At 47.6% G+C, this 21143-nt stretch carries 16 protein-coding genes, 1 tRNA gene and 1 CRISPR repeat array (1 of these 18 only partly in view); of the genes, 5 read left to right on the forward strand and 12 right to left on the reverse strand.

What is annotated here, in order from left to right; all coding sequences use genetic code 11:
• The first annotated feature begins 11 nt into the window (after positions 1–11).
• A complete protein-coding gene (locus QUA07_RS04625) occupies positions 12–1154 on the forward strand; it encodes a beta-glucosidase (RefSeq protein WP_333322971.1) in 1143 nt (380 codons plus the stop codon).
• A 150-nt stretch (positions 1155–1304) separates the two neighbouring features.
• Here the strand turns inward: QUA07_RS04625 and QUA07_RS04630 are convergent, their stop codons facing one another.
• From QUA07_RS04630 to QUA07_RS04640, 3 genes are all read right to left on the reverse strand, one after another.
• Entirely contained in the window at positions 1305–2339 is a 1035-nt protein-coding gene (locus QUA07_RS04630; protein ID WP_333322973.1) for a hypothetical protein, read from the reverse strand.
• Between the two features lie 270 nt (positions 2340–2609).
• Positions 2610–2682, reverse strand: a tRNA-Glu gene (locus tag QUA07_RS04635).
• A gap of 87 nt (positions 2683–2769) precedes the next feature.
• A complete protein-coding gene (locus QUA07_RS04640) occupies positions 2770–3816 on the reverse strand; it encodes a M42 family peptidase (RefSeq protein ID WP_333322975.1) in 1047 nt (348 codons plus the stop codon).
• 334 nt (positions 3817–4150) lie between these two features.
• On the opposite strand from QUA07_RS04640, the gene QUA07_RS04645 reads away from it, so the two are divergent.
• Positions 4151–4537: a hypothetical protein gene (locus QUA07_RS04645; protein ID WP_333322977.1), complete on the forward strand. Its 387-nt coding sequence runs from the start codon at positions 4151–4153 to the stop codon at positions 4535–4537.
• Between the two features lie 17 nt (positions 4538–4554).
• On the forward strand, positions 4555–6273 hold the full coding sequence (locus QUA07_RS04650; protein WP_333322978.1) for an ATP-binding protein: 1719 nt from the start codon (positions 4555–4557) through the stop codon (positions 6271–6273).
• A gap of 403 nt (positions 6274–6676) precedes the next feature.
• On the opposite strand, the gene QUA07_RS04655 is transcribed toward QUA07_RS04650, so the two are convergent.
• The 9 genes from QUA07_RS04655 to pdhA form a co-directional block, all read right to left on the reverse strand.
• Positions 6677–6964, reverse strand: coding sequence for a hypothetical protein (locus QUA07_RS04655; protein WP_333322980.1), 288 nt, complete (start codon positions 6962–6964; stop codon positions 6677–6679).
• An 850-nt stretch (positions 6965–7814) separates the two neighbouring features.
• Positions 7815–10007, reverse strand: coding sequence for a diguanylate cyclase domain-containing protein (locus QUA07_RS04660; RefSeq protein ID WP_333322982.1), 2193 nt, complete (start codon positions 10005–10007; stop codon positions 7815–7817).
• The gene (locus tag QUA07_RS04665) at positions 10004–10609 is read right to left on the reverse strand and encodes a chemotaxis protein CheC (protein WP_333067864.1); all 606 of its coding nucleotides are present in this window, start codon (positions 10607–10609) and stop codon (positions 10004–10006) included. Before QUA07_RS04665 ends, QUA07_RS04660 begins: the two co-directional genes overlap by 4 nt.
• Positions 10606–10983, reverse strand: coding sequence for a response regulator (locus QUA07_RS04670; RefSeq protein WP_333213290.1), 378 nt, complete (start codon positions 10981–10983; stop codon positions 10606–10608). Before QUA07_RS04670 ends, QUA07_RS04665 begins: the two co-directional genes overlap by 4 nt.
• 236 nt (positions 10984–11219) lie before the next feature.
• Positions 11220–11750 (reverse strand): tetratricopeptide repeat protein, encoded by a 531-nt coding sequence (locus QUA07_RS04675; protein ID WP_333053714.1) that lies wholly within the window; start codon positions 11748–11750, stop codon positions 11220–11222.
• Positions 11751–12022: 272 nt separating this feature from the next.
• Positions 12023–12379, reverse strand: coding sequence for a 50S ribosomal protein L20 (gene rplT / locus QUA07_RS04680; RefSeq protein ID WP_190658174.1), 357 nt, complete (start codon positions 12377–12379; stop codon positions 12023–12025).
• Between the two features lie 19 nt (positions 12380–12398).
• Positions 12399–12596, reverse strand: a complete 198-nt coding sequence (rpmI, locus tag QUA07_RS04685) for a 50S ribosomal protein L35 (RefSeq protein ID WP_006634164.1) — start codon at positions 12594–12596, stop codon at positions 12399–12401.
• A gap of 443 nt (positions 12597–13039) precedes the next feature.
• Complete coding sequence (locus tag QUA07_RS04690) at positions 13040–13492, reverse strand: clan AA aspartic protease (protein ID WP_333322983.1); 453 nt, start codon at positions 13490–13492, stop codon at positions 13040–13042.
• Between the two features lie 243 nt (positions 13493–13735).
• The gene (pdhA, locus tag QUA07_RS04695; protein ID WP_006634162.1) at positions 13736–14773 is read right to left on the reverse strand and encodes a pyruvate dehydrogenase (acetyl-transferring) E1 component subunit alpha; all 1038 of its coding nucleotides are present in this window, start codon (positions 14771–14773) and stop codon (positions 13736–13738) included.
• Between the two features lie 458 nt (positions 14774–15231).
• Here pdhA and QUA07_RS04700 point away from each other — a divergent pair, with 458 nt between their 5' ends.
• Positions 15232–17550, forward strand: coding sequence for an IMS domain-containing protein (locus QUA07_RS04700; protein WP_333322985.1), 2319 nt, complete (start codon positions 15232–15234; stop codon positions 17548–17550).
• Positions 17551–17606: 56 nt separating this feature from the next.
• Positions 17607–18878 carry a glycosyltransferase family 4 protein gene (locus QUA07_RS04705; protein ID WP_333322987.1) on the forward strand — a complete coding sequence of 424 codons (1272 nt, stop codon included), beginning with the start codon at positions 17607–17609 and terminating at the stop codon, positions 18876–18878.
• Between the two features lie 79 nt (positions 18879–18957).
• Positions 18958–21143: a CRISPR direct-repeat array (repeat unit 37 nt; unit sequence GTTTCAATCCCTGATAGGGTTTTAGGTATTTTCCGGC); it runs 1381 nt beyond the window's last position.

Consider the following 21143-nt stretch of genomic DNA (forward strand, 5'->3'; position numbering starts at 1 on the left):
CCTAATGCCCAATGCCCAATGACCCATTACCCATTCGATTGATGTTTCAAAGTTTTTTCATGGGCGGATTTGAATGTTCCACCCACAGAGTGCAATCTGGAAAACGCCTCGATGTCACAGCCGCCACCGGTCACGATAAATTTGCAGCAGCCGACTACCAACGCTTGCAGGAACAAGGCATTTATACAGTCCGCGAAGGCCTCCGCTGGCACTTAATTGAACAGACACCCGGAAAATACGATTTTTCCAGTTCCCTGCCAATTATCCGGGCCGCCCGCGACATGAAAATGCAGGTAATTTGGGATTTGTTTCACTACGGCTGGCCAGACGATATTGATATTTTCAGTCCCGAATTTGTCTCCAGGTTTGCAAACATGGTGCGCGCTTTTATGGAAGTGCTAACTGAGGAAACAGACCAAACACCTTTCGTGACACCTGTTAATGAAATTTCATTTATTGCTTGGGCCGGCGGCGATGTTGCCTACATCAATCCGTTTGCCAAAGGGCGGGGAGACGAGCTCAAAATCCAGTTAGTCAAAGCTGCGATCGCAGCGATAGAATCAGTTTGGGAAGTCAATCCCGGCACCCGGATCGTTCAAATCGACCCCACAATTAACATTATTGCCGATCCTGACAAACCGGAGGATCGGGACGCGGCGGAAGGTTATCGCTTATCTCAATATCAAGCTTGGGATATGTTAGCGGGACGTTTTCGCCCGGAACTTGGTGGCAAGGAAAAATATCTCGATATTATTGGGGTGAATTATTACGATCGCAATCAGTGGATTCACAATGAAGACCCGATGAAATACACCGATCCGCTGTACCGCCCGTTTCGTGAAATGCTGCAAGAAGTGTTTGAGCGCTACCGCCGCCCCTTATTCATCGCAGAAACAGGTACTGAAGACGATTTTAGACCTGTCTGGTTTAATTATGTGTGCACTGAGGTAATGGGGGCGATGAAAGCAGGAGTTCCGATAGAGGGAATCTGCTTGTATCCGATTGTCAATCATCCGGGTTGGGACGACGACAGGCACTGTTACAATGGTTTGTGGGATTATTGCAATGAATCGGGCGATCGGGAAATTTACCAGCCTTTGGCGGATGAATTGCAGTTTCAAAGGCAGCAGATTGAACCGTTGTTGAAGTTGTGAGATTGATGATTGCTATATAATAATGAAACCCAACAAAAGTTGATGTTGGGTTTCACTAATTTCAACCCAACCTACTACAGAAATTTCGATCGAGCGGACACGATCTAATATCCCTTCTCACAACTTTGTAATCTATCCCACATCTTCGTTTTAAACTTTTTCACTTTGCCTGGCTTTTGCTTCCAACTCTGCCATTTTTTCCATCCTTAGTTCATGTAATGTCTTCTTAGTCGAACTAAGCACTGCCCATTCATAAATATTTATAGAAGACCAATCAGTAACTTTCTTTCCCCACTTATTATAGGAGATTTCTTCCCCATTAAATAGGACAAATGTCTCATCGACTACTATAGCTTCAGAGCTTTCAAAATATTTAATTTCAAGGCTATCCCCAGCTTTGATTAATTGCCACTCAAACAGCTTGTCCATTCGAGGTAGCCAAGTTCTATTAAAGGCAGAAGCAGTGGATATAATTTCTTCCTTGATTGTAGAAGATTCTCCGGCTAAACCAACGTAAAAATCATCCAGTTGTGCCGGAGGCAAAATTTTATCAATACTCAAAAAACCTTGCTCTCCTATAAAAACAGGAGTGATATTAAGACAGATGGCGTCTACCCCATTTGCAATCAACCAAGCAACAGCAGAAAGGGTTTGCTTATCAAAGGATGAGGCTATAAGTATTATTCGTTGTTTTTTGTTAAAGGTTTTGAGTGCGTCATTGCTTGACAAGAATTTATTCAACTCTCGTCTCGCTTTTTCACTAGGAGTCAAATCACCTAATTCATACTCATCTTTGTGGCTCTCTATATACGAACTATAGACCAACTCTACAAGGGATTCAGGTGTCGAAATTTTGGCATAACTCGCGGCATACCTGATAGCTTGAAATTCAAAAGGTTCTTTTCTGGCTTTGATGTCTTGTACGTCGCGTTTAATTTCGATTAGAACAATATTGCCATCTGCATCAATGGCAGTCAGGTCGCTAATCCCGTTACTCGCATTACGAAGTTGTTGACCTACAACTAGAAGAGTTTGGTCATCCCCAAAGAGCAAATTAATGTTTTTGCGTAAGAACTCTTCAATATGTCTTTCCTGTAAGTTTAAGTCTTTAAAGTTTCTAACTTTTATTTCTATTGCTTCGTTCCTTTGGATGCCGCTGTGGTCGAAAGTAACAGGTATGTACATCGCACTCCCTTTGCTGCTATTAGCTGTCTAAGTGTTCAACTATATTGAGCCTATGTATCGGCTCAATAATCCGGGGTAAATCGCTCAACGCTGCAGCAGGAACCAAACTAAATCAAGCCGATTTTTGCCGTTGCTGCGGGATCTCACGTGTCTTCTCAGCAAAAACCCGGTTTCTGGCTATCCGTGCGTAAGTCCTAATAGCAATAAGGGCGGGCAAAATGCCCACCCCACATACTAGATATCACTTTGATATCAGACTTAAATTTTCAATACCCCCAGGGGAATTCGAATCCCCGTCGCATCCGTGAAAGGGATGTGTCCTAGGCCTCTAGACGATGGGGGCGCGTCGTTGCGTTTGCTTGTGTTCCGCACCTTTATTACCTTAACTAATCTTTCCCAATCTGTCAACTACTTTGCGAAACTTTTTTTTCTAGTCGTCCGAAAGCTCGTCACAGTAGGCTTTGAGGATGGCGGCGCAATTGCCGATCGCCCCGAGATGAGCAATTTCAAACCCGTGGGTGTTCTGGGTGGGGAAAGCCAAACAAGCGGCGCGGGCTACGTGGCCGAACTTCATGGCGATCGAAGCATCGCTCCCAAAACCGCTAATTACCGCCAACTGCACCTCTACATCGGCTGCTGTGGCTGCTGCGCGCAATTGGGCGTTCAATCCTTCATCGTAGACTCCGTAGCCGTCCTGAACCAGCAAAACCGGGTTTTCGCTGTCACGAATCGGGTATTCCGGTGCCAGAGGGCAAATTTCCAAAGCGATCAGCGCGTCCAACGGCTGGCGCTGGGTGAAATACAAAGCTCCGATCGCCCCAACCTCCTCCTTCGCTGACGCTACCAAGTAAACATTCACCGCAGGCTCTTTCAAACATTCCGCCAGAGCCAGCAAAATCGCCACTGAAGCCTTGTTGTCCAGAGTGTAGCTGGCGATCCAATCCTTCAACCGCAGCGGGCGCTTGCGGTGCTTTCCCACCACCATCCGCGTGCCCGGTCGAATTCCGGCCTCGGCTAATTCCTCGGCGGTACACTTAGTTTCGATCCAGGCATTCTCCCACTTTAAAGAAAGATCTTCCTGCTGAGCTTTCTGAGGAGATTCGTGAGAAACATGGCGGGAACCGAAGCTGAGAATGCCGCTAATTGTTTGCTTGTCTCCGAGCAAATCCACCACGCCTTCGCCGTAAACCCAAGGAAATGCGCCGCCCAATCTGCGGACTTCCACGCGGCCACTCTCGCCTATTGTTTTAACTAGGGCGCCAATTTCGTCTTTGTGGGCGGTAATGGCGATCGACTTTTCGGGATTGCGGCCCTTAATTAGGGCGATCGCATTATCCGCGCGATCGAGCCAAGCATTCACTCCTAGGGCGGCGAATTTTTCCATCAACCGCTCGTTAATTTCCGATTCCGCACCGCTGGGTGAGTGCAGCATTACTAATTCTTCGATTGTTTGGAACAGGCGATCGAACTCTAACATTTTTTATTTGCGTTTTTAGGAGCGAATTGTGACATATATTAAAGCAGATTTATCAGAAAGAATTGGTTTGAAGCCCCAAGCATAAGCGGGAGAAATTAAAAGAAGACTATTCATTACTCCAATCCTCTTCCTTCGAGGTAGAGGTCGCCCTCTTACGGTCAACTGTCAACTGTCAACTGAACGTCTATTTCCCCGGCGGTACACTTAGTTTTAATTCAGGCATTTTTCCAATTGAAAGAAACATCTTCCTGCTGAGCTTTTTGAGGAGCGTAGGAATGAAGCAATTGGAAGCAGCAAAGGGCGATTGAGTAACAAGATTCATGGGAGCGCGTGGATGCGTTGGGCAATCCGTTGGGGTTTCACCTCACCCCCTGACAAACTGGTGACGCGAGTAGGAGGCGACCAACTGCAGCCATTACTGGTGGCGGATACACTGCTGGCTAACAAGGGCTATGATCCAGATCAGCGTGTGATTGACCGCCTCAATGCCGAGGGGAAGACCACCGTCATTTCACCTCGCCGCAATTGCCAGACCCTGGAAACTTACGATGCTCAATTGTACAAAGCCCCTCATTTGATTGAGAACTTTTTCCCCAAGCTCAAGCAGTATCAGGCAATCGCTACGCGCTATCACCCTAGGGCGGTGAACTTTCCGGCGTGCGATTCTTCTGGCTGCTGCGGTCATCTGGTTGAATTGATGACACCCCCTAAATTAACTTGACAGTGCCGTAAACTAATATGCCTGACCTCTTGAGCACCTTCTTTTCTAATAATTTCATTCCTCACGGGCATTGTTACCTCTGGAAACCGGGGTTAGTCTGGCTGCACTTAACGTCCGATGCCTTGACTACCCTCGCTTATTACTCGGTGGCGTTTGCCATTGTTTACTTTACGAATGAGCGTAAGGATCTGCCTGCTCACACCGTGATGCTGCTGGTGGGTTTCTTTTTTATCTTTGCATTATGTGGCACGACGCACCTGATGGGAATAGTGACACTTTGGCACCCCATTTATTGGGTTTCAGGACTGATCAAAGCTGTCACTGGTGTTTGGTCTTTCTATACGTTCACCTTTTTACTGATTCCCTTAATTCCAGTGGCACTCGATACGCCCAGTCCAGCTCAACTTGCCCTTACAAACCAGGAACTAGAAGAGAGTCGCCGCCGTATCCAGGCGATTAATGTGGAGCTAGAGCAACGGGTGCAGGAACGCACTGCCCAACTGGAAGCTTCTAATCGCACCAAAGACGAATTATTGATGCGTGAACAAATAATTCGGGCAGACGCAGAGGCAGCCAACCGTGCCAAGGATGAGTTTCTCTCGATTCTTTCTCATGAACTCAGAACTCCTCTCAATGCGATCTTAGGGTGGTCAACGATGTTAAGGCAGAAAAACCTGAGTGAGGATAAGGTGGCGCGGGCTTTGGAGACGATCGAGCGAAACGCGAAGTCTCAAGCCCAGCTCATCGAAGACATCCTCGATGTTTCTCGCATTATCACAGGTAAACTGCGCCTCCGAGTCCGTCCTGTCAACCTCGTGCCGGTGATTGAATCGGCGATTGAGTCTGTACAGTTGGCGGCTGAGGCAAAGTCTATTCGCCTGCAAAGCGTGCTCGATTCAGAAGCTGGCCCGCTCTTGGGTGATGCCGATAGGTTGCAGCAAGTTGTGTGGAATCTACTTTCTAATGCCCTCAAATTTACGCCTAAAGACGGGCGAGTCCAGATTCGTTTGCAGCGGGTTAATTCCCATGTTGAAATTACTGTCAGCGATACTGGGGCAGGCATCAGCTCGGACTTTCTACCGTTTGTCTTCGATCGCTTCAGCCAGCACGACAGCACGACCACTCGCAGTTATGGGGGGTTGGGTTTAGGGTTAGCCATTGTGCGTCAATTAGTTGAATTACATGGCGGGACTGTAACAGTAGTGAGTCCAGGGATAGGACAGGGGACGACCTTTACAGTCAAACTGCCCGTGATGATTATCCATCTACCACCGAGCGATCCAGAGCCATTAAACTCGATCGTCGAGGCGCATGGGAGGTTTCAGGCCTCGCCGACTCTTGAAGGCTTACAAATCTTAGTTGTAGAGGACGAGGCTGACGCGCTAGAGTTGCTGAGCACGATTCTCGAAAAGTATGGTGCTGATGTCATGGCTGTGGCTTCGGTCAAGGAGGCATTGACCATTATCGAAACCGCAACTGATCGCAGCCCCGATGTTTTAGTGAGCGATATTGGGATGCCGGATGAGGATGGCTACTCCCTGATCCGCAAGTTGCGTCAATTTGAAGTGCAGCGGGGCGGTAGGCTACCCGCGATCGCGCTGACGGCTTATGCCCGGAATGACGATCGTCAGCAGGCACTATTAGCAGGTTTTCAGATGCACTTGACCAAACCCGTAGATGCTGCCGAGTTAGTGGCGGTGGTGGCCAGCCTCACCGGACGTATAAGCAGGTGCTAAAACCCAGGTGTTCTTGAACAAATGTTGCGTTTGAGAATAATGGGTTTCTTGTCAGCTTGGGGTGAAGGCTAGCGGTTGTGCCAAATCAAGCTTGTGAGGTATCTGCTCAATAAGTCGGGGGAGCAGTTATTTTAGCTACCAGGATAAGTCCAAGGGAAGAAGAGAAGATTTTTCGAGAATAATAGTCCCCAAAGATGGAATATTTCCCAGTTGAGAAATGCGGTCACGCACATACTCAAAAAACTGATTGCCAACTGACAAGTAATAGCAACAATAGACATAAAAGTATCCCAAGCCTGAGTCCCCTCCATAGTCTGATTCCCATAGCTAATATTACGGTGCTGCACCATAGTCCGGGCAGCTAACTCCGCCGGATTATTATGCAAAGGTAATTCGGGATGCTCTAAAACCCGCTCGCAACAAGAAATGCTTTGGCAGCAGTTAATTGTTTTCGTTGATCCAATAACTCATCATCGCTTAAAGTGTCAAAAAGTTGCCAAAATTTAGACTTTAATTCCCGTGCAGCTTCTGCACTCGGGCAATCTTTGTAAGCTAATAATTCCCGGTAATAATCCCAAAAATCTTTGAGAAACTGCTCTAAAATCACTGGATGGCAGGCTACTACTGGACCTAACTTCTGGCAATAAGCCTGTGGCAAAAAAATATGTGTGAGCCTTAAAACTTTGCTCAACTTTAGGTCAAAGTTTGAGTTATTGGGTAGATTGGCATCTGCTTAAACTTGCCTAGCCTGCTAGATTATAAAAATGGCTAAAATTTCCATAATGGCACAAAAATATTTTGCAAGAGATCTCTTATATCCCGTCTTAAATGAAGGAGAGTTGTAAGGATTCAGGTCATGCGAAAAGCAGTAAAACCTATACGCTGTAAACATTTGGTGGAATAATCATCAAATATCCATTTTTATTAAGAAACCATGAAAGCTTTTATTTTCGTACCTATTGAGAATTAAGCTGTTGATTTAGCGAATGCTGGAATTCTATAAGTCTTTCTGTGGCTACGTTTCAGATACCTGAATCCTTACGGAGAGTTGATTATTCAATGGGACTAAAAAACACAAATCATGGTAATTTTGTATCACAGTTTAAATGCACAACAGCTTATCTAAACTATCCTTATATTTTGGTTGGTTTATCCTTGGTTATAAATAGACCTCTTGCAAAAAAAATCTATGTTAGAATTAAAGGTTTTGAGTTTTAGACCTGAGAGCCAACTCATAATTGTCAAGTGCTGATATAACCTGCAATCTGCTCTACTTAAGCCAAAATTCTGATTATATCAGAAAATTATTTTGCAAGAGGTCTAATATTCGGTAATCTTAATTTATTACTTGGGTTCAAGGATTTAATTGATAGAATAAATCAATTCCAACCCTTTTATTTTTATGTTTGAGCTAGCTTATTTCTTACTTCTTTAATTCGCAGAGTGACAGAAGAGGGATATCAGGGTTTGGATCACGCGCTGACAGGGGCATTTTTTACGTAGTGGTATAACTACTCGGAACCCACAAATATGGCAATTCGTCAAGCGCTAGTGGGAGAGGGTAAATTAGTATTGGGTAGGGAAAAATCTACAGGAAGTATCGAAGTGCCTGTCCCATTCGCCTTGGCAGCAGGCTCAGGCTGGTAAAGTTGGATACGAGCGCGCCCAAGTCGTTTAGCTTGATAAAGCGCTTGGTCGGCTGCAGCAACCAGAATTTCGGCTCCCGATTCAGATGCAGGGACAATACTCGCGACGCCCAGGCTGAGAGTGACGTACGAGCTCACCTGAGAACCAGCGTGAGGAAGCTGTAAAGCTGCGATTTTGAGCTCTATGTGTTCGGCTACCAGCACCGCGCCTTGAATCGCGGTATTGGGCAAAATAACGGCAAATTCTTCGCCTCCGTAGCGAGCTACTAAATCGGCGGGGCGATTGACTGCATTGCCGATCGCCGCGGCGACTTGTCGCAAACATTCGTCTCCCCCTGGGTGCCCGTAGGTATCGTTGTAGCTTTTAAAAGAATCAATATCGCAGAGAATCAGGGACAGAGGCGTTTGTTCCCTGGCTTGTCTGCGCCACTCCATTTCTAAATACTGATCGAAACGGCGGCGGTTTGCTAGTTGTGTGAGTTCGTCTAAAGTTGCCAAGCGCTCTAACTTGAGGTTGGCCGCTTGCAACTGCTGGTATAGTTCTGCTTGCTTGATCGCGATCGCCAACTGGGTGGCCAGAGAAGACAGCAACTCTACTTCCAACTGCATCCACTGCCGGGGACTGCACTGGTGGGCCATCAGCAGCCCCCACAACTCGTCTCCTTGCACTAAAGGCACAACCAAATAAGCTCTCACCGCAAATTGTGCGAGCAAGTCAATTTGATATTGCGGCAAATCCGCGGCCAAGATATCGGCGATCGGTCGGATCGCTCGATGTTGGTACGCTTCGAGATAGAATTGGTCAAAACAGAAATTTTCCAGGGTTTCTCCCAACATGGGCTGGCAGTTGGGAGCTACAGATTCCACTGTCACCGCCCCCGTCGCCGGGCCCGCGCAGAGACTGCCGGTACAGGGGTTGAAGCGCACGATCATCACTCGATCAGCCTGAAGGAACTGACGCACTTCTGTCACTGTCGTGCTGAGCACTTCGCCCAAATCCAGAGACTGGCGGATGTGCTGAGTAATTGTCGCCATCAGCAGTTCTCGTTCATTCTGCTGCCGTAGCGCCTCTTCTGCCCGCTTGTACTCGGTGATATCTTGAGCGGTGCCGAAAATTTGTTTGGGGCAGCCGTCGGCTGTACGGGCGAAAACTTGGTCACGGCAGCGAAACCAGCGCCATTCGCCCGATCGATGTTTGAGGCGATATTCCAACTCCAAAATATGCCCGTCTTGAGTCGAGGGAAATTTTTGCTGATGGGCTTTGAGCCTCGGCAAATCTTCTGGGTACACCAAACTCGAGTACAAAGCAGTTTGCATCTGTAAAATTTCGTAGGGAGTGTAGCCCAGCAATTTAGAAGCTTGACCGTTGACGTAAACGTTTCGCTGTTCGGTCAAATCGTAGATGTACAGTAAATAAGGCGCCGCGTCAGCAATCTGCTGGATGAAATGCTGGCTCGATCGCAATTCTTCCTCCACCCGCTGACGCACTTGCACTTCTTCCAAAGCTTGATCCCGCATTGTGCGGTAAGCTTGGATGCGGTGGGTGAGGTCGGTCACGTCTTGAATCACCAGCAGCGCGTAGAACGATGGGGAATTCACCCCCGGCCATATTGATGACGAAACTGAGGGTGGAGATTCCCTAGACACAAAAGCACTTCTTGATGATCGGGAGCCGACATTACCGTCTGATTCCAGCTCAAGAGTATGGAGAATCCAGTCTCTAATCTCCTGTTCTTCAATGCCAGCCTCTAGTGCCGGCACAGCAGTCACAGTAGTTTGCTGAATTCGCTGCTGGCCGTCTTGCCAAGTTGCCGGAATCAGGTGTTTGTGAATTTGAGAAGAAAAAATTGTTGGCGGGCCTCCTGCAAAGATTTGCTTGAAGCGAGTGGCGTACTTTAACTGACTCAGGTGAGGAAAATGGGTTGTGATCTTTGTTCCCAATATTTGGCTGCGGGGAATTTTAGTCCACTCTTCCAGACAAGTGTTCCAAAACAGCACCACAAAATCATCTTGCAGCAAGCAGGCGCCGACTGGTACGCTGTCGAGAACCCCAAACTTTTCCTTAATACTTTTGCTCTCCTCAATCATAGACCCCCGGCAAGTTGATTGATAGCAGTCAACAAGGTGTCAAAGGAATTAACATTGAAAATAAGAATAATATCTCCTTCAATGTGAAGCCTTTCAATCATGAAACTGGTCTGGGCTAATAAAACAACTGTATCAGTAGCTAAACCGCCAGAGATCAGCAAACTAGCAATCGTCCCTTCACTATAAGTGGGAATTGAGTAGTTCAGGCGCTGCTGAAGCACGTTGCTGATTGCACCCATAACCCCATTAATTACAATATTTCCCACTTCACTCAGCGTACCAATTTTGACTGAATCGAGATCGTGAGTTCCTTCTTCCCCTGTGAGCATCGTCACCAGCAAAGCAGCGCTGTTGGTGGGAAAGACTAGCTGGGCAATGCCTCCAAAGGAGCCTGTGAATTTGAGCTGGACGGCGGCGATTTGCTCGCCGTTGAGGTGCTGCTCTAACTCTTCTTCCACGTCGGTGGGAGTCAGAATTTGAAGGTACGGGATTTGCAAGCGAATCGGGGAGTCGATCATGTCATTCAAAACCCCTGCGGCTTGACCGATCCCGATGTTGACGAGTTCCTGCAAAGCATCGAGCTGTCGAGTGCTTAATTTCATTGGGCGCTCTCCTCGCTGACACTGAGAGCTTTTTTGATCCACCCGATTAGTTCGTCTGAGTTGGGCATTTTGTGAATGACTGCCAGGGCTCCGAGATCCATGCACTCGGAGCGGGTGCTGGCTTGAATGTCTGCGGTAATTACGATCACTGGAATTTTATATCCTCGATCGCGCATAGCTTGCAGGACTTCCCGACCTTCCATTTCTGGCATCAGCAGATCTAAGAGCATACAGTTTGGAGTTTTAGTGCCGAGCTGTTCTAGAGCTTCTGGGCCGCTGGATGCTTCCCAAGTCTCGTATCCCTCTGCTCGGAGAATTTTGCAGATTACCCTGCGAGTCAACCACGAATCTTCGACAACGAGAATTGATGTCACTACGTTCTCCTCCTTCTATTGTTAGGACTGACCGGTATTGCAGGTACTGCTTTTATCTTGACATTAATTTAAAGTGCTGGGACGGTGTGTGATCGAGCTTCACTTGGAATTCCTGTTCTTAAAAACTAACGCATTAATGTATTGGATAGTTTAGTATCTTGGACTATGTGAAGAAAAAACCCGGTTTCTGAATGAAACCAGGTTTGCGGGATCTCTATTGCTCCTAACATGGGCGCTCAATTATAGATTACCAAACGCTTCCGAAGGGACTCTACTCGCTGTTTGGCCGTGGTATTGTCTGGCTCGCAGGCGAGAGCTTGTTCATAGATTTCCAAGGCTTGGGCTGTTAATTTCTTGCGCTCGTAGGCGTGACCCAGATTATTGAGAGATGTAACGTATTCTGGCTGCAACTTCAGGGCTTCTTTGTAGTGGCGGATGGCGATGTCGTACTGTTCTTGGCCGAAGTGTGCAAAACCGAGGGCGTTGTAAATAACAGCTTGATTTTCTTCGCCTTCTAAGTCTTTGGCTTTCAGGGCTTTTTGAAACAGTACGATCGCCTGGGAGTAAAGCTTTTTATCTAGATAGATACTTCCTAATTCGTAGTATTCCTGTGCTGTTCCTTTTTCTACTGTCAGCTTATTTTCTAAGCGTTCCAGAGACATTTCCAGCTTCCGAGTTTTGAGAATCTGGCGCACCACAAACCAGGAAGTGCTGCCGAGTATAGCGAGCAGGACTGACAAGTAAATAATGAGCAAATTACTATCCATGTTTTTCTTAAATTTAGGTAGGTCTGCGGAAGGTTTTATTTATTTTAAGGCGGTAGAAATCTCTGATATCTGCCTCTGCAACTGTATAAAAAACAAGGAAATAGCGATCTATCGGCCCGATCGCGATTTCTGAAAAAGCAAGAGTCCAGAAGTAAGAACAAAGAAGGAAATTTGGTTTCAACCTCCTAAATTTATCAGGAGTTTTCCTTCTCTGGCAGACCGTTAAATCTTTCTTACTTCTGCTTTCTGCCTTCTGAAAATCAAGCGAACTTTCAGCCTCCGGCTCGATTAGCCATTTCCACGACTTTACCGAATGTTGCGGGGTCAATGATCGCCATTTGTGCCAGCATTTTGCGGTTGATTTCGATGTTGGCTTTTTTCATGTTGCCGATCAGTCTGCTGTAGCTCGTGCCGTGCTGGCGCGATGCAGCATTGATCCGAGCAATCCACAGGCGGCGGAAATCGCGTTTGCGTTTTTTGCGATCGCGATAACCGTTACGCAGGGCCTGCATCACCCGTTGGTTAGCTGTGCGGAACTGTTTCGACTGTGCGCCTCGGAAACCCTTGGCTAATTTGAGAATTTTTTTGCGGCGCGCTCTGGCGACATTACCGCGTTTTACCCGTGTCATCTTTAATTTCCGTTAAACTTTACAAGTATGGAAGCATTAACCGCACGTTAGCATCGTTGGTCTCGTCGATGACGACCAGCTTAGAGAGACGGCTTTTGCGAGCTGAACTTTTGTGCTGTAGCAAGTGGCTTTTGTAAGCTTTGCGGCGCACGATCTTACCGCTGCCGGTCGCTCTAAAGCGCTTTGCGGCTGCTTTGCGAGTTTTGAGTTTTGGCATGGACTGGTGTTATTTGGACACAAGCTTCAACCGTATCACATTTGTGGTACTTTCTGCAAGGGAGATTTGCGGGTTGGGGGCGGCGCTGTATTTGGGGCAATATACAGGATGGGCGATCGGCTAATCTTGTGGTTGTTTCCGGCAGTCAACACTTAGTATAGAATGTTATACCGCACTTGCGGTATCATTAAGCGTTCATGAAATTCAATCTCAAAAAAAATTAATTTCACAGGTTCCAGCGAGCCGAGCCTTACCTTTTTCGGTCGATTTATTTCGCAATAATTAAACCATAAGTTTATGGATCGAGATGAGTTTGAAGAATGGCTCTACGACTAAAAGCGTTTGTAAACCCTTAAATTTGTGCAAATTAAAAATGCTGGAATCATGCCGATATTAGCACTCGAACCTTACAAATAAAGGAGGTATTTAAACTGAATTTAGTATTAAACTCTCAATACAGGCCTTTCGGGATTTTCGGGATTGGGAACTAGACGCTGATTTTTGCAATCTACCAGCAAATCTAAAGTTTCTAACACAGTTTGGCCGATTAGCACCATATCGCCTAAAACCATTGCCGCCTCAATTGTCTCGCGCCCTTCTATTTCAATGATAATAGGCCCAGTCAATCCTACTGTTTCTTGTCTGCCATCAGCATATTTTGCTATTTCCTGACTCCTAATTCTTAAACCCAGGTGTTCGCAGACTTCTACAGGAATAGCTGTGCGTACTGCGCCAGTATCTATGAGTGCTTCAGCTTCGTACACACGCAACAGATTTGGATTGAGCAATCCTCTCTTGACTAACTCTTCATCAATGGCATTCGTTAGCTTGACTTTGACTCGAACTGCACCCATATTTTTGCTGGATTGAGTTAGATCGCGATCGAGATTTATCATATCGCCTCTCTTTTCGTCTATAAAGTCTACCTTTGATTCTAGCCCTAATTTATGGTAGTAAGATTCGCAGTGCACACCCTACAAGTAGAGTTTGTACGTAAGTCTTACAGCGTATTGCAGGTTGAAGAAGTGCAGTAGGGACAAAGGCTTTCGCCCTGTCCCTACGGGGATCTATCACTCTTGTGGGGAGTAGGGGTTGGGCATCCTGGCAGCCCTAAACATACAAGTTAAATGCACAAAAGCTTACTCATCTTCTGCATAGATAAACCGATACAATTCGCTAGGATCTGGCTCAGCGCTTTTCTCAGCAAAATCGACTGCATCATCAATTACTGCTTGAATTTTATTATCGATCTCTTTCAATTCTTCAGCAGTTGCCAAAGTTCGATCGATCAAATCAGCAGCCAACTTCTTAATCGGATCGCGAGGGAACCAATATTCCTTCTCTTCCTTAGAACGCAACTCATCAGGATCGGCCAAAGAATGGCCGCGAAAGCGATAAGTCAAAGCCTCGATCAAAGTCGGCCCCTCGCCGGCTCGCGCCCGCGCTACAGCTTCTTTCGCCACTTCCCGCACCGCCAAAACATCCATCCCGTCAACCTCAAAACCAGCCATGCCAAAAGCATGAGCCTTCTTGTAAATCAGTGGGTCAGAAGTAGCTCGCTCGTGGGCCATCCCGATCGCCCATTTGTTGTTTTCCACAACATAAATAATCGGCAACTTCCACAAAGCCGCCATATTCAAACATTCAAAAAACTGCCCGTTATTTGCAGCACCATCGCCAAAAAAACAAGCAGTCACGCCATCGGAACTTTCATCCCCCAAAGCTTCGCGGCGGTACTTCGATTGAAAAGCCGCCCCCGTAGCTACAGGAATCCCCTCAGCCACAAAAGCATAACCTCCCAACAGTCGGTGTTCGGCCGAAAACATGTGCATCGAACCGCCGCGGCCCTTCGAGCAACCAGTTTCCTTCCCGAACAACTCCGCCATTACCTCCCGCGCCGGCACGCCCGCGCTCAAAGCGTGAACGTGATCGCGGTAGGTGCTGCTGACGTAATCAGTGTCATCCCGGCGCATCGATCGAATCACGCCAGTAGAGACAGCTTCCTGACCGTTGTACAAGTGGACAAAACCAAACATTTTGCCCCGATAGTACATCTCAGCACACTTGTCCTCAAAGTAGCGCCCCAAGACCATATCCTCGTAGAGCATCAAGCCCTCATCCCGAGAAATGTTTACGCTTTGCGCGTCAAAAACTGGTAAAGTCCGTTCCTGAACCATAAATAATTAATACCCGACGATCGGCTTCCTAGACATCTAAATTTAAACCCAGATGGGACACAACCGCAGCAGAAAACGATCAAACGTTTTCTGTGCAACAGTTCACGAATTGTTAAAATGAGTTTGGCCCTCGGGGCGGATTGCGGGGACTCGGAGAGCCAACTCCCATCTAAACCCCATGCAAACGAATGATATAATTCCATTACTCTCAAACCCGAAAATGCTCAAGAGTCAAACCACTCCTTTAGCTGACGGGCAGTGGGGCAAGGCATTTTCCTCACTGTAAAACGCTGTAGAGGGAAAAAAGTCAGAATATCTCTACGACAAGTCCAAGATACCGTGAATGGGGCGGTTGGAAGCCAACACCAGAATTTTTGATTTGGTTTGCGGGAGTATGTCACTTAAGATAGGCTAATTCAGTTGCTAGCGCTTTGGGGAAGTGGACAGTTCTTTAACTTATGTTAATTCCACTAGATTACTACCGGATTTTGGGTCTACCGATTCAAGCTACTGCCGAACAGTTGCAGCAGGCTCACCGCGATCGAACTTTACAGCTTCCGCGCCGGGAGTATTCCGAAGTTGCGATTGTCGCCCGCAAACAACTGCTCGATGAAGCCTGCGCCGTTCTGTCAGACTCAGAGGGGCGCAAAGCTTACGATGCCAGTTTTTTAGCCAAAACTTACGATCGAGAGTCGGAAGCCGCACAGGAAGCCAAGCACCAGAGGTCAAAAACCTCAGCAGGCACGGCCACAGTCCTGCAAGACGCAGGAGAAACCGCTCCGGCAGAGTCCAAGGCTTTAGAGGCTGCTCCCGACCCCCACACACCAAGTATTGAAATCGATGACAACCAATTCGTAGGAGCCCTGCTCATACTGCAAGAACTGGGAGAATACGAACTCGTACAAAAGCTGGGTCGCCCGTATCTTAACAATGGCAGCATCGCGATCGCAGAAGGTCGTTTCGGCGACCCGCAGCTCGTGAGGCCAGATATAGTTTTAACTGTCAGCCTTGCCTGTCTAGAACTCGGCCGCGAACAGTGGCAGCAAGGTCAGTACGAAAATGCCGCAAAATCATTAGAAGCAGGTCAAGAATTGCTGCTGCGCGAAAGCCTATTTGCAAGCGTGAGGGGTGAAATGCAAGCCGACATATACAAACTCCGTCCGTACAACATTTTAGAGCTATTATCACTTCCCGAAGAAAAAGTCGCCGAGCGTCGCCGGGGACTGCAAATCCTGCGAGAAATGCTTCAAGAACGAGGCGGTATCGACGGTTCGGGAGACGATCGATCGGGTTTAGGAATAGAAGACTTCCTCCGGTTCGTGCAGCAGATGCGTAAACACCTAACCAGCAGCGAGCAGCAGGCGCTATTTGAAGCCGAAGCCGGCCGCCCCTCCGCAGTCGCCACTTACCTCTCGGTCTACACCCTGTTAGCCCAAGGATTTGCGGCCAGACAGCCATCGATGATCCGTCGCGCCAAGCTGATGCTGATGCAGCTCGGTCGCCGCCAAGACGTTCACCTGGAAAAAGCCGTTTGTTCCCTGCTGCTGGGCCAGACAGAAGAAGCCAGCAGAGCCCTCGAACTCAGTTCGGAAAAAGAACCCCTGGCCTTCATTCGCGAACATTCCCAAGATTCACCCGACTTGTTGCCCGGACTGTGCTTGTACGCCGAACATTGGCTACAAGAAGAAGTGTTTCCCCACTTCCGCGACTTGGCCAACGAGTCAGTGTCCTTGAAAGACTATTTTGCTGACCCGAAAGTACAAGCTTACCTAGAAGCTTTGCCACAGGACGCAGAAACCGCCAACGAATGGGTCGTCGTGCAGCCCCGCTCCGGCAAGCCCCCAGGGCGACTGCAACCGACAGCAGGCCGATCGCCCGCTGCCATACCTGCACAGCCACCCACAGCCAAGCAGGGAGCCAGTACGGTCACTTTGACCCCCGTACCGGGCGAGGCTTCCACCGCAGCTTCGGGAACGAAATCCCAGGCAACGGTGGCCGCGTCGAGCGCTGTTGCCCCCGTCTCTCTCCCGATAGCTACCGTGCCACACCCTGCAGACTCGACTTCCAAACAACGCAGACGCCAACATTCAGGGCGCAGCGGAGCAAGCGGCAATGGGCTAAAGAGCGATTTTGTCGATCGGGCGCGCACCAAGGCAGCAGAAATTACCACCCAAGTCAAGTCCATGCCTCCAAACAGGCTGGCTTTGTTTATAGTCGCAGGTGTCCTGAGCCTGTTATTCCTGTGGTTAATACTCAGTCTGTTGGCTAACGCCATGCAAGCCCTATCGGGCCCCCTCCGAGGAGAGCAAGCCCTTGTCCGCCTAGAAGAACCGCCCGTAGAAATCCCTGCCTTGGCCGCGGCGCCAGAGCCGAGCGCCACAGGCGCAGTGTCGGGAGCAATGACTGAGGTAGCAGCAAGAGACTTAGTTCAAAGCTGGCTGTCGGCGAAAGCAGCGGCTTTGGGCCCCAATCACGCTGTGGAAGAATTAAAGCAAGTTCTGACAGAACCGGCTTTGTCTCGCTGGCAATTGATGGCAGAAGCTCAACAGCGAAACAACGCGCACCAGCGTTATGTACACAAGCTGCAAGTTGATGCCGTTAAGACGAATCCGACTAATCCCGATCGCGCTCAAGTAGAAGCCCAAGTCGCGGAAAAAGCCGAAGTGTTCGATCGCGATCAGCTCGTTTCTTCCCGCAACGAAAACCTGCGCGTGCGCTACGACTTGATCCGTCAAGAGGGACAGTGGCGGATTATGGATTGGCAAGTGATTAAGTAAGGAATTGGTAATTAGTAATTGGTAATTTCTGCGGGCTAATTACTAATTACCAATTTATGATTATTAGGTTAATTTTTAATTCCAAAAGCGAGAGTTTTGAATTGCAGATTATTGTTGAAGGCTGGCGTTTTATTTATCATTCCTATTGCGTAGCCAATCAATTTCAACTGCTGGAAATGCACGCGCGGCGCAGCTATCCCGTAGGGAGTCGCCGGCGAGGACAAATTGAGCTTTTCCACCGCGATATGCCCTACATTGACGCAGCTTGGGAGACGAAAATTAGTTTGTTCGATCGCCCAAATGAAACATTACTTCGCAGCATTAAGAACCCTGCGGTAAATCAGTCAGCGGATGTTACCCTACGAATGTACTGCCCGTGGGACTTCTCGGCATCCCGCAGCGCTCAAACTTGGGTATTTGCAGCGACAGAATGGGGGATTGTTACCAGTTCAGTATTACAGGCTATGGGTGTTAAGTCGATCGCCGAAACTCCGGTTAACTCAGAAACGAAAATTATTACACCTTCAGCTTGGTCAAAAGCTGGCTTAATTCGCAGCGGAGTTGGGGCTGATCGCATTGCCGTTGTACCTTTGGGAGTCGATCCTCAGATTTATTATCCTGCTGCGGGCGATCGGCGTCAATCACTGCGCGAAAGCTTCGGTTGGTCAAACTATTTTATATTTTTAAACATCGGCGGGCAAACGGATCGCAAAGGTATTCGCCCTTTATTAAAAGCCTTCGCTGCGGTAGTTGACAAATATCCAGATGCGAGATTAGTTTTAAAAGGTTCAGAACTGCTTTATCCGTCGAGAGACGAGATTGCGGAAGCCTGCCGAGTTGTGCTCAACGATGCGGAAAGAGCGAGGGTTTTACCGAGATTAATTTATACGGGTAGCCAGCTATCTTTTGCTCAAATAGCAGAGTTTTACCAAGCAGCAGATGCTTATGTTTCTCCCTATTTGGCAGAAGGTTTTAATCTGCCGGTGTTGGAAGCTGCAGCTTGCGGTTTGCCGGTTATTTGCACTGCGGGCGGCCCTACGGATGATTTTACGCGATCGAACTTTGCACAGCGGATCGAGAGTACATTTAAGGCTGTGGCGAGTGACGGGGAAACCTTATTTATCTTAGCTCCTGAGTGGGAACATTTGACTGATTTGATGCAAGGGGCGATCGAACAGCCTGGAATCGCTGCGAAAGCTAGGGTTGCGGGCCCGGCTTTTGTGGCTGAAAATTTTACTTGGAGGCGGGTAGTCGATCGATTGCTTGAGGTTATGGGAGGAGATAAAAAGAGAGAGGAGAGGTCTATTTTTGAGCCAATAATTTTGTAGTTTCGGCGTTTCAAGCCCTAGATGGGGAAATAGGTATTTTCCGGCATTCCTTTTGCGCCAGGCGACCCCAAGCACAACGGTTTCAATCCCTGATAGGGTTTTAGGTATTTTCCGGCGCAAGTGCTAGGCAGTCGCGCATCAATCTTCCTTAAGTTTCAATCCCTGATAGGGTTTTAGGTATTTTCCGGCTTAAATTTTTACAGGCTTTTTCTGCTAGCGGTCTTGTTTCAATCCCTGATAGGGTTTTAGGTATTTTCCGGCGACGGCGATTTCTACGCCCTGAGTTTTTACACAAATTGTTTCAATCCCTGATAGGGTTTTAGGTATTTTCCGGCCTGCTGCAACACCTCCTTGATTGGTGATGCCGAGTTTCAATCCCTGATAGGGTTTTAGGTATTTTCCGGCTGTAGTGTCAAGGCAAGGCAGCGGCGAGATTGTTTCAATCCCTGATAGGGTTTTAGGTATTTTCCGGCTGGGTACTATTTCCATCACTCATGCTCTCTGCCATCATTTCAGTTTCAATCCCTGATAGGGTTTTAGGTATTTTCCGGCTTTACTGCAAGCGGATTATTGAAGCGGCGCAGTTTCAATCCCTGATAGGGTTTTAGGTATTTTCCGGCATTCTGTCAAACGAGCTTTACCCTCGGTAAATTTCCGTTTCAATCCCTGATAGGGTTTTAGGTATTTTCCGGCGCTATCAAGTTTTACTTTGGGTTCTTCTGCAGGTTCAAATTGTTTCAATCCCTGATAGGGTTTTAGGTATTTTCCGGCCTCATTAACCCATTCCCTCCTCTTGAATGATTGAATTGTTTCAATCCCTGATAGGGTTTTAGGTATTTTCCGGCTAGAATCATTCCAAGAAAGATGAAGTAAATCGCCGTTTCAATCCCTGATAGGGTTTTAGGTATTTTCCGGCCTGCGCGAACTAACCCCCCTAGTCCGATTGCGTTTAGTTTCAATCCCTGATAGGGTTTTAGGTATTTTCCGGCGAATTCGAGCGGCAGTCCGTGGTGCAGGATTTTGTTTCAATCCCTGATAGGGTTTTAGGTATTTTCCGGCTCGTACAATCTTTGATTCATAGTTAATCGATGAGTTTCAATCCCTGATAGGGTTTTAGGTATTTTCCGGCTTAGCGTGAATAAATCACCCGCGTCAACGGTTCTAGTTTCAATCCCTGATAGGGTTTTAGGTATTTTCCGGCCCAACAAGCGCAACGCACCAGTCTAGAGTTATCGGTTTCAATCCCTGATAGGGTTTTAGGTATTTTCCGGCCGCCATAGCCCTAAAAGAATTGGCAATTTTTTCAGTTTCAATCCCTGATAGGGTTTTAGGTATTTTCCGGCTAAGCTGTTTGTAGATGTCTCAAGCATTGTTGCGTTTCAATCCCTGATAGGGTTTTAGGTATTTTCCGGCACTTACCTGTTGACCGGCCTTAATTTTTCCTGTGGTTTCAATCCCTGATAGGGTTTTAGGTATTTTCCGGCGTCATTGCCTTGCGTCAAAAATCGGTTGACTACATCTCGTTTCAATCCCTGATAGGGTTTTAGGTATTTTCCGGCAATATCGGGGGAGAATTGGTCTGGATATAGACTGGCGTTTCAATCCCTGATAGGGTTTTAGGTATTTTCCGGCTTGTTCTGCAACTTCATCGATCTTCAGGTCAGGGTTTCAATCCCTGATAGGGTTTTAGGTATTTTCCGGCGCGGCAGAAAAGTCTGGTGGTTCATGTGGGTAAGCAGTGTTTCAATCCCTGATAGGGTTTTAGGTATTTTCCGGCGCGATCGACTGCTGGTAGTTGTGGTAATCAGTTTGTGTTTCAATCCCTGATAGGGTTTTAGGTATTTTCCGGCAAATTGTTTTTGCGAGGGTGGTTTCGGTGGCGGGTTTCAATCCCTGATAGGGTTTTAGGTATTTTCCGGCGTCTTTGCTCCCGTTTTGTAATTGATTCGGATTCGTTTCAATCCCTGATAGGGTTTTAGGTATTTTCCGGCTCCCTGTTTGCCCTCCTGACTCGGCGATTTTGATGCCGTTTCAATCCCTGATAGGGTTTTAGGTATTTTCCGGCGATGGATAGGCGTATTGACCAATTGAAAGCGATGTTTCAATCCCTGATAGGGTTTTAGGTATTTTCCGGCACTCAGGCGATACGTGGTGTAGGTGCTAATCAGATGGTTTCAATCCCTGATAGGGTTTTAGGTATTTTCCGGCAATCACCGAATACTTTTGTACCTCCCATCTTTGTAGTTTCAATCCCTGATAGGGTTT

It is taken from the genome of Microcoleus sp. T3_A4, from assembly GCF_036700465.1.
Classification (GTDB): domain Bacteria; phylum Cyanobacteriota; class Cyanobacteriia; order Cyanobacteriales; family Microcoleaceae; genus Microcoleus.

Coding starts and splice junctions, on each gene's coding strand:
- QUA07_RS04690 (WP_333322983.1), bottom strand. CDS start 13,492: ATGATAAATCTCGATCGCGATCTAACTCAATCCAGCAAAAATATGGGT.
- QUA07_RS04625 (WP_333322971.1), top strand. CDS start 12: ATGCCCAATGACCCATTACCCATTCGATTGATGTTTCAAAGTTTTTTC.
- pdhA (WP_006634162.1), bottom strand. CDS start 14,773: ATGGTTCAGGAACGGACTTTACCAGTTTTTGACGCGCAAAGCGTAAAC.
- rplT (WP_190658174.1), bottom strand. CDS start 12,379: ATGACACGGGTAAAACGCGGTAATGTCGCCAGAGCGCGCCGCAAAAAA.
- QUA07_RS04630 (WP_333322973.1), bottom strand. CDS start 2,339: ATGTACATACCTGTTACTTTCGACCACAGCGGCATCCAAAGGAACGAA.
- QUA07_RS04645 (WP_333322977.1), top strand. CDS start 4,151: ATGCGTTGGGCAATCCGTTGGGGTTTCACCTCACCCCCTGACAAACTG.
- QUA07_RS04665 (WP_333067864.1), bottom strand. CDS start 10,609: ATGAAATTAAGCACTCGACAGCTCGATGCTTTGCAGGAACTCGTCAAC.
- QUA07_RS04705 (WP_333322987.1), top strand. CDS start 17,607: ATGATTATTAGGTTAATTTTTAATTCCAAAAGCGAGAGTTTTGAATTG.
- rpmI (WP_006634164.1), bottom strand. CDS start 12,596: ATGCCAAAACTCAAAACTCGCAAAGCAGCCGCAAAGCGCTTTAGAGCG.
- QUA07_RS04650 (WP_333322978.1), top strand. CDS start 4,555: ATGCCTGACCTCTTGAGCACCTTCTTTTCTAATAATTTCATTCCTCAC.
- QUA07_RS04640 (WP_333322975.1), bottom strand. CDS start 3,816: ATGTTAGAGTTCGATCGCCTGTTCCAAACAATCGAAGAATTAGTAATG.
- QUA07_RS04700 (WP_333322985.1), top strand. CDS start 15,232: ATGTTAATTCCACTAGATTACTACCGGATTTTGGGTCTACCGATTCAA.
- QUA07_RS04675 (WP_333053714.1), bottom strand. CDS start 11,750: ATGGATAGTAATTTGCTCATTATTTACTTGTCAGTCCTGCTCGCTATA.
- QUA07_RS04660 (WP_333322982.1), bottom strand. CDS start 10,007: ATGATTGAGGAGAGCAAAAGTATTAAGGAAAAGTTTGGGGTTCTCGAC.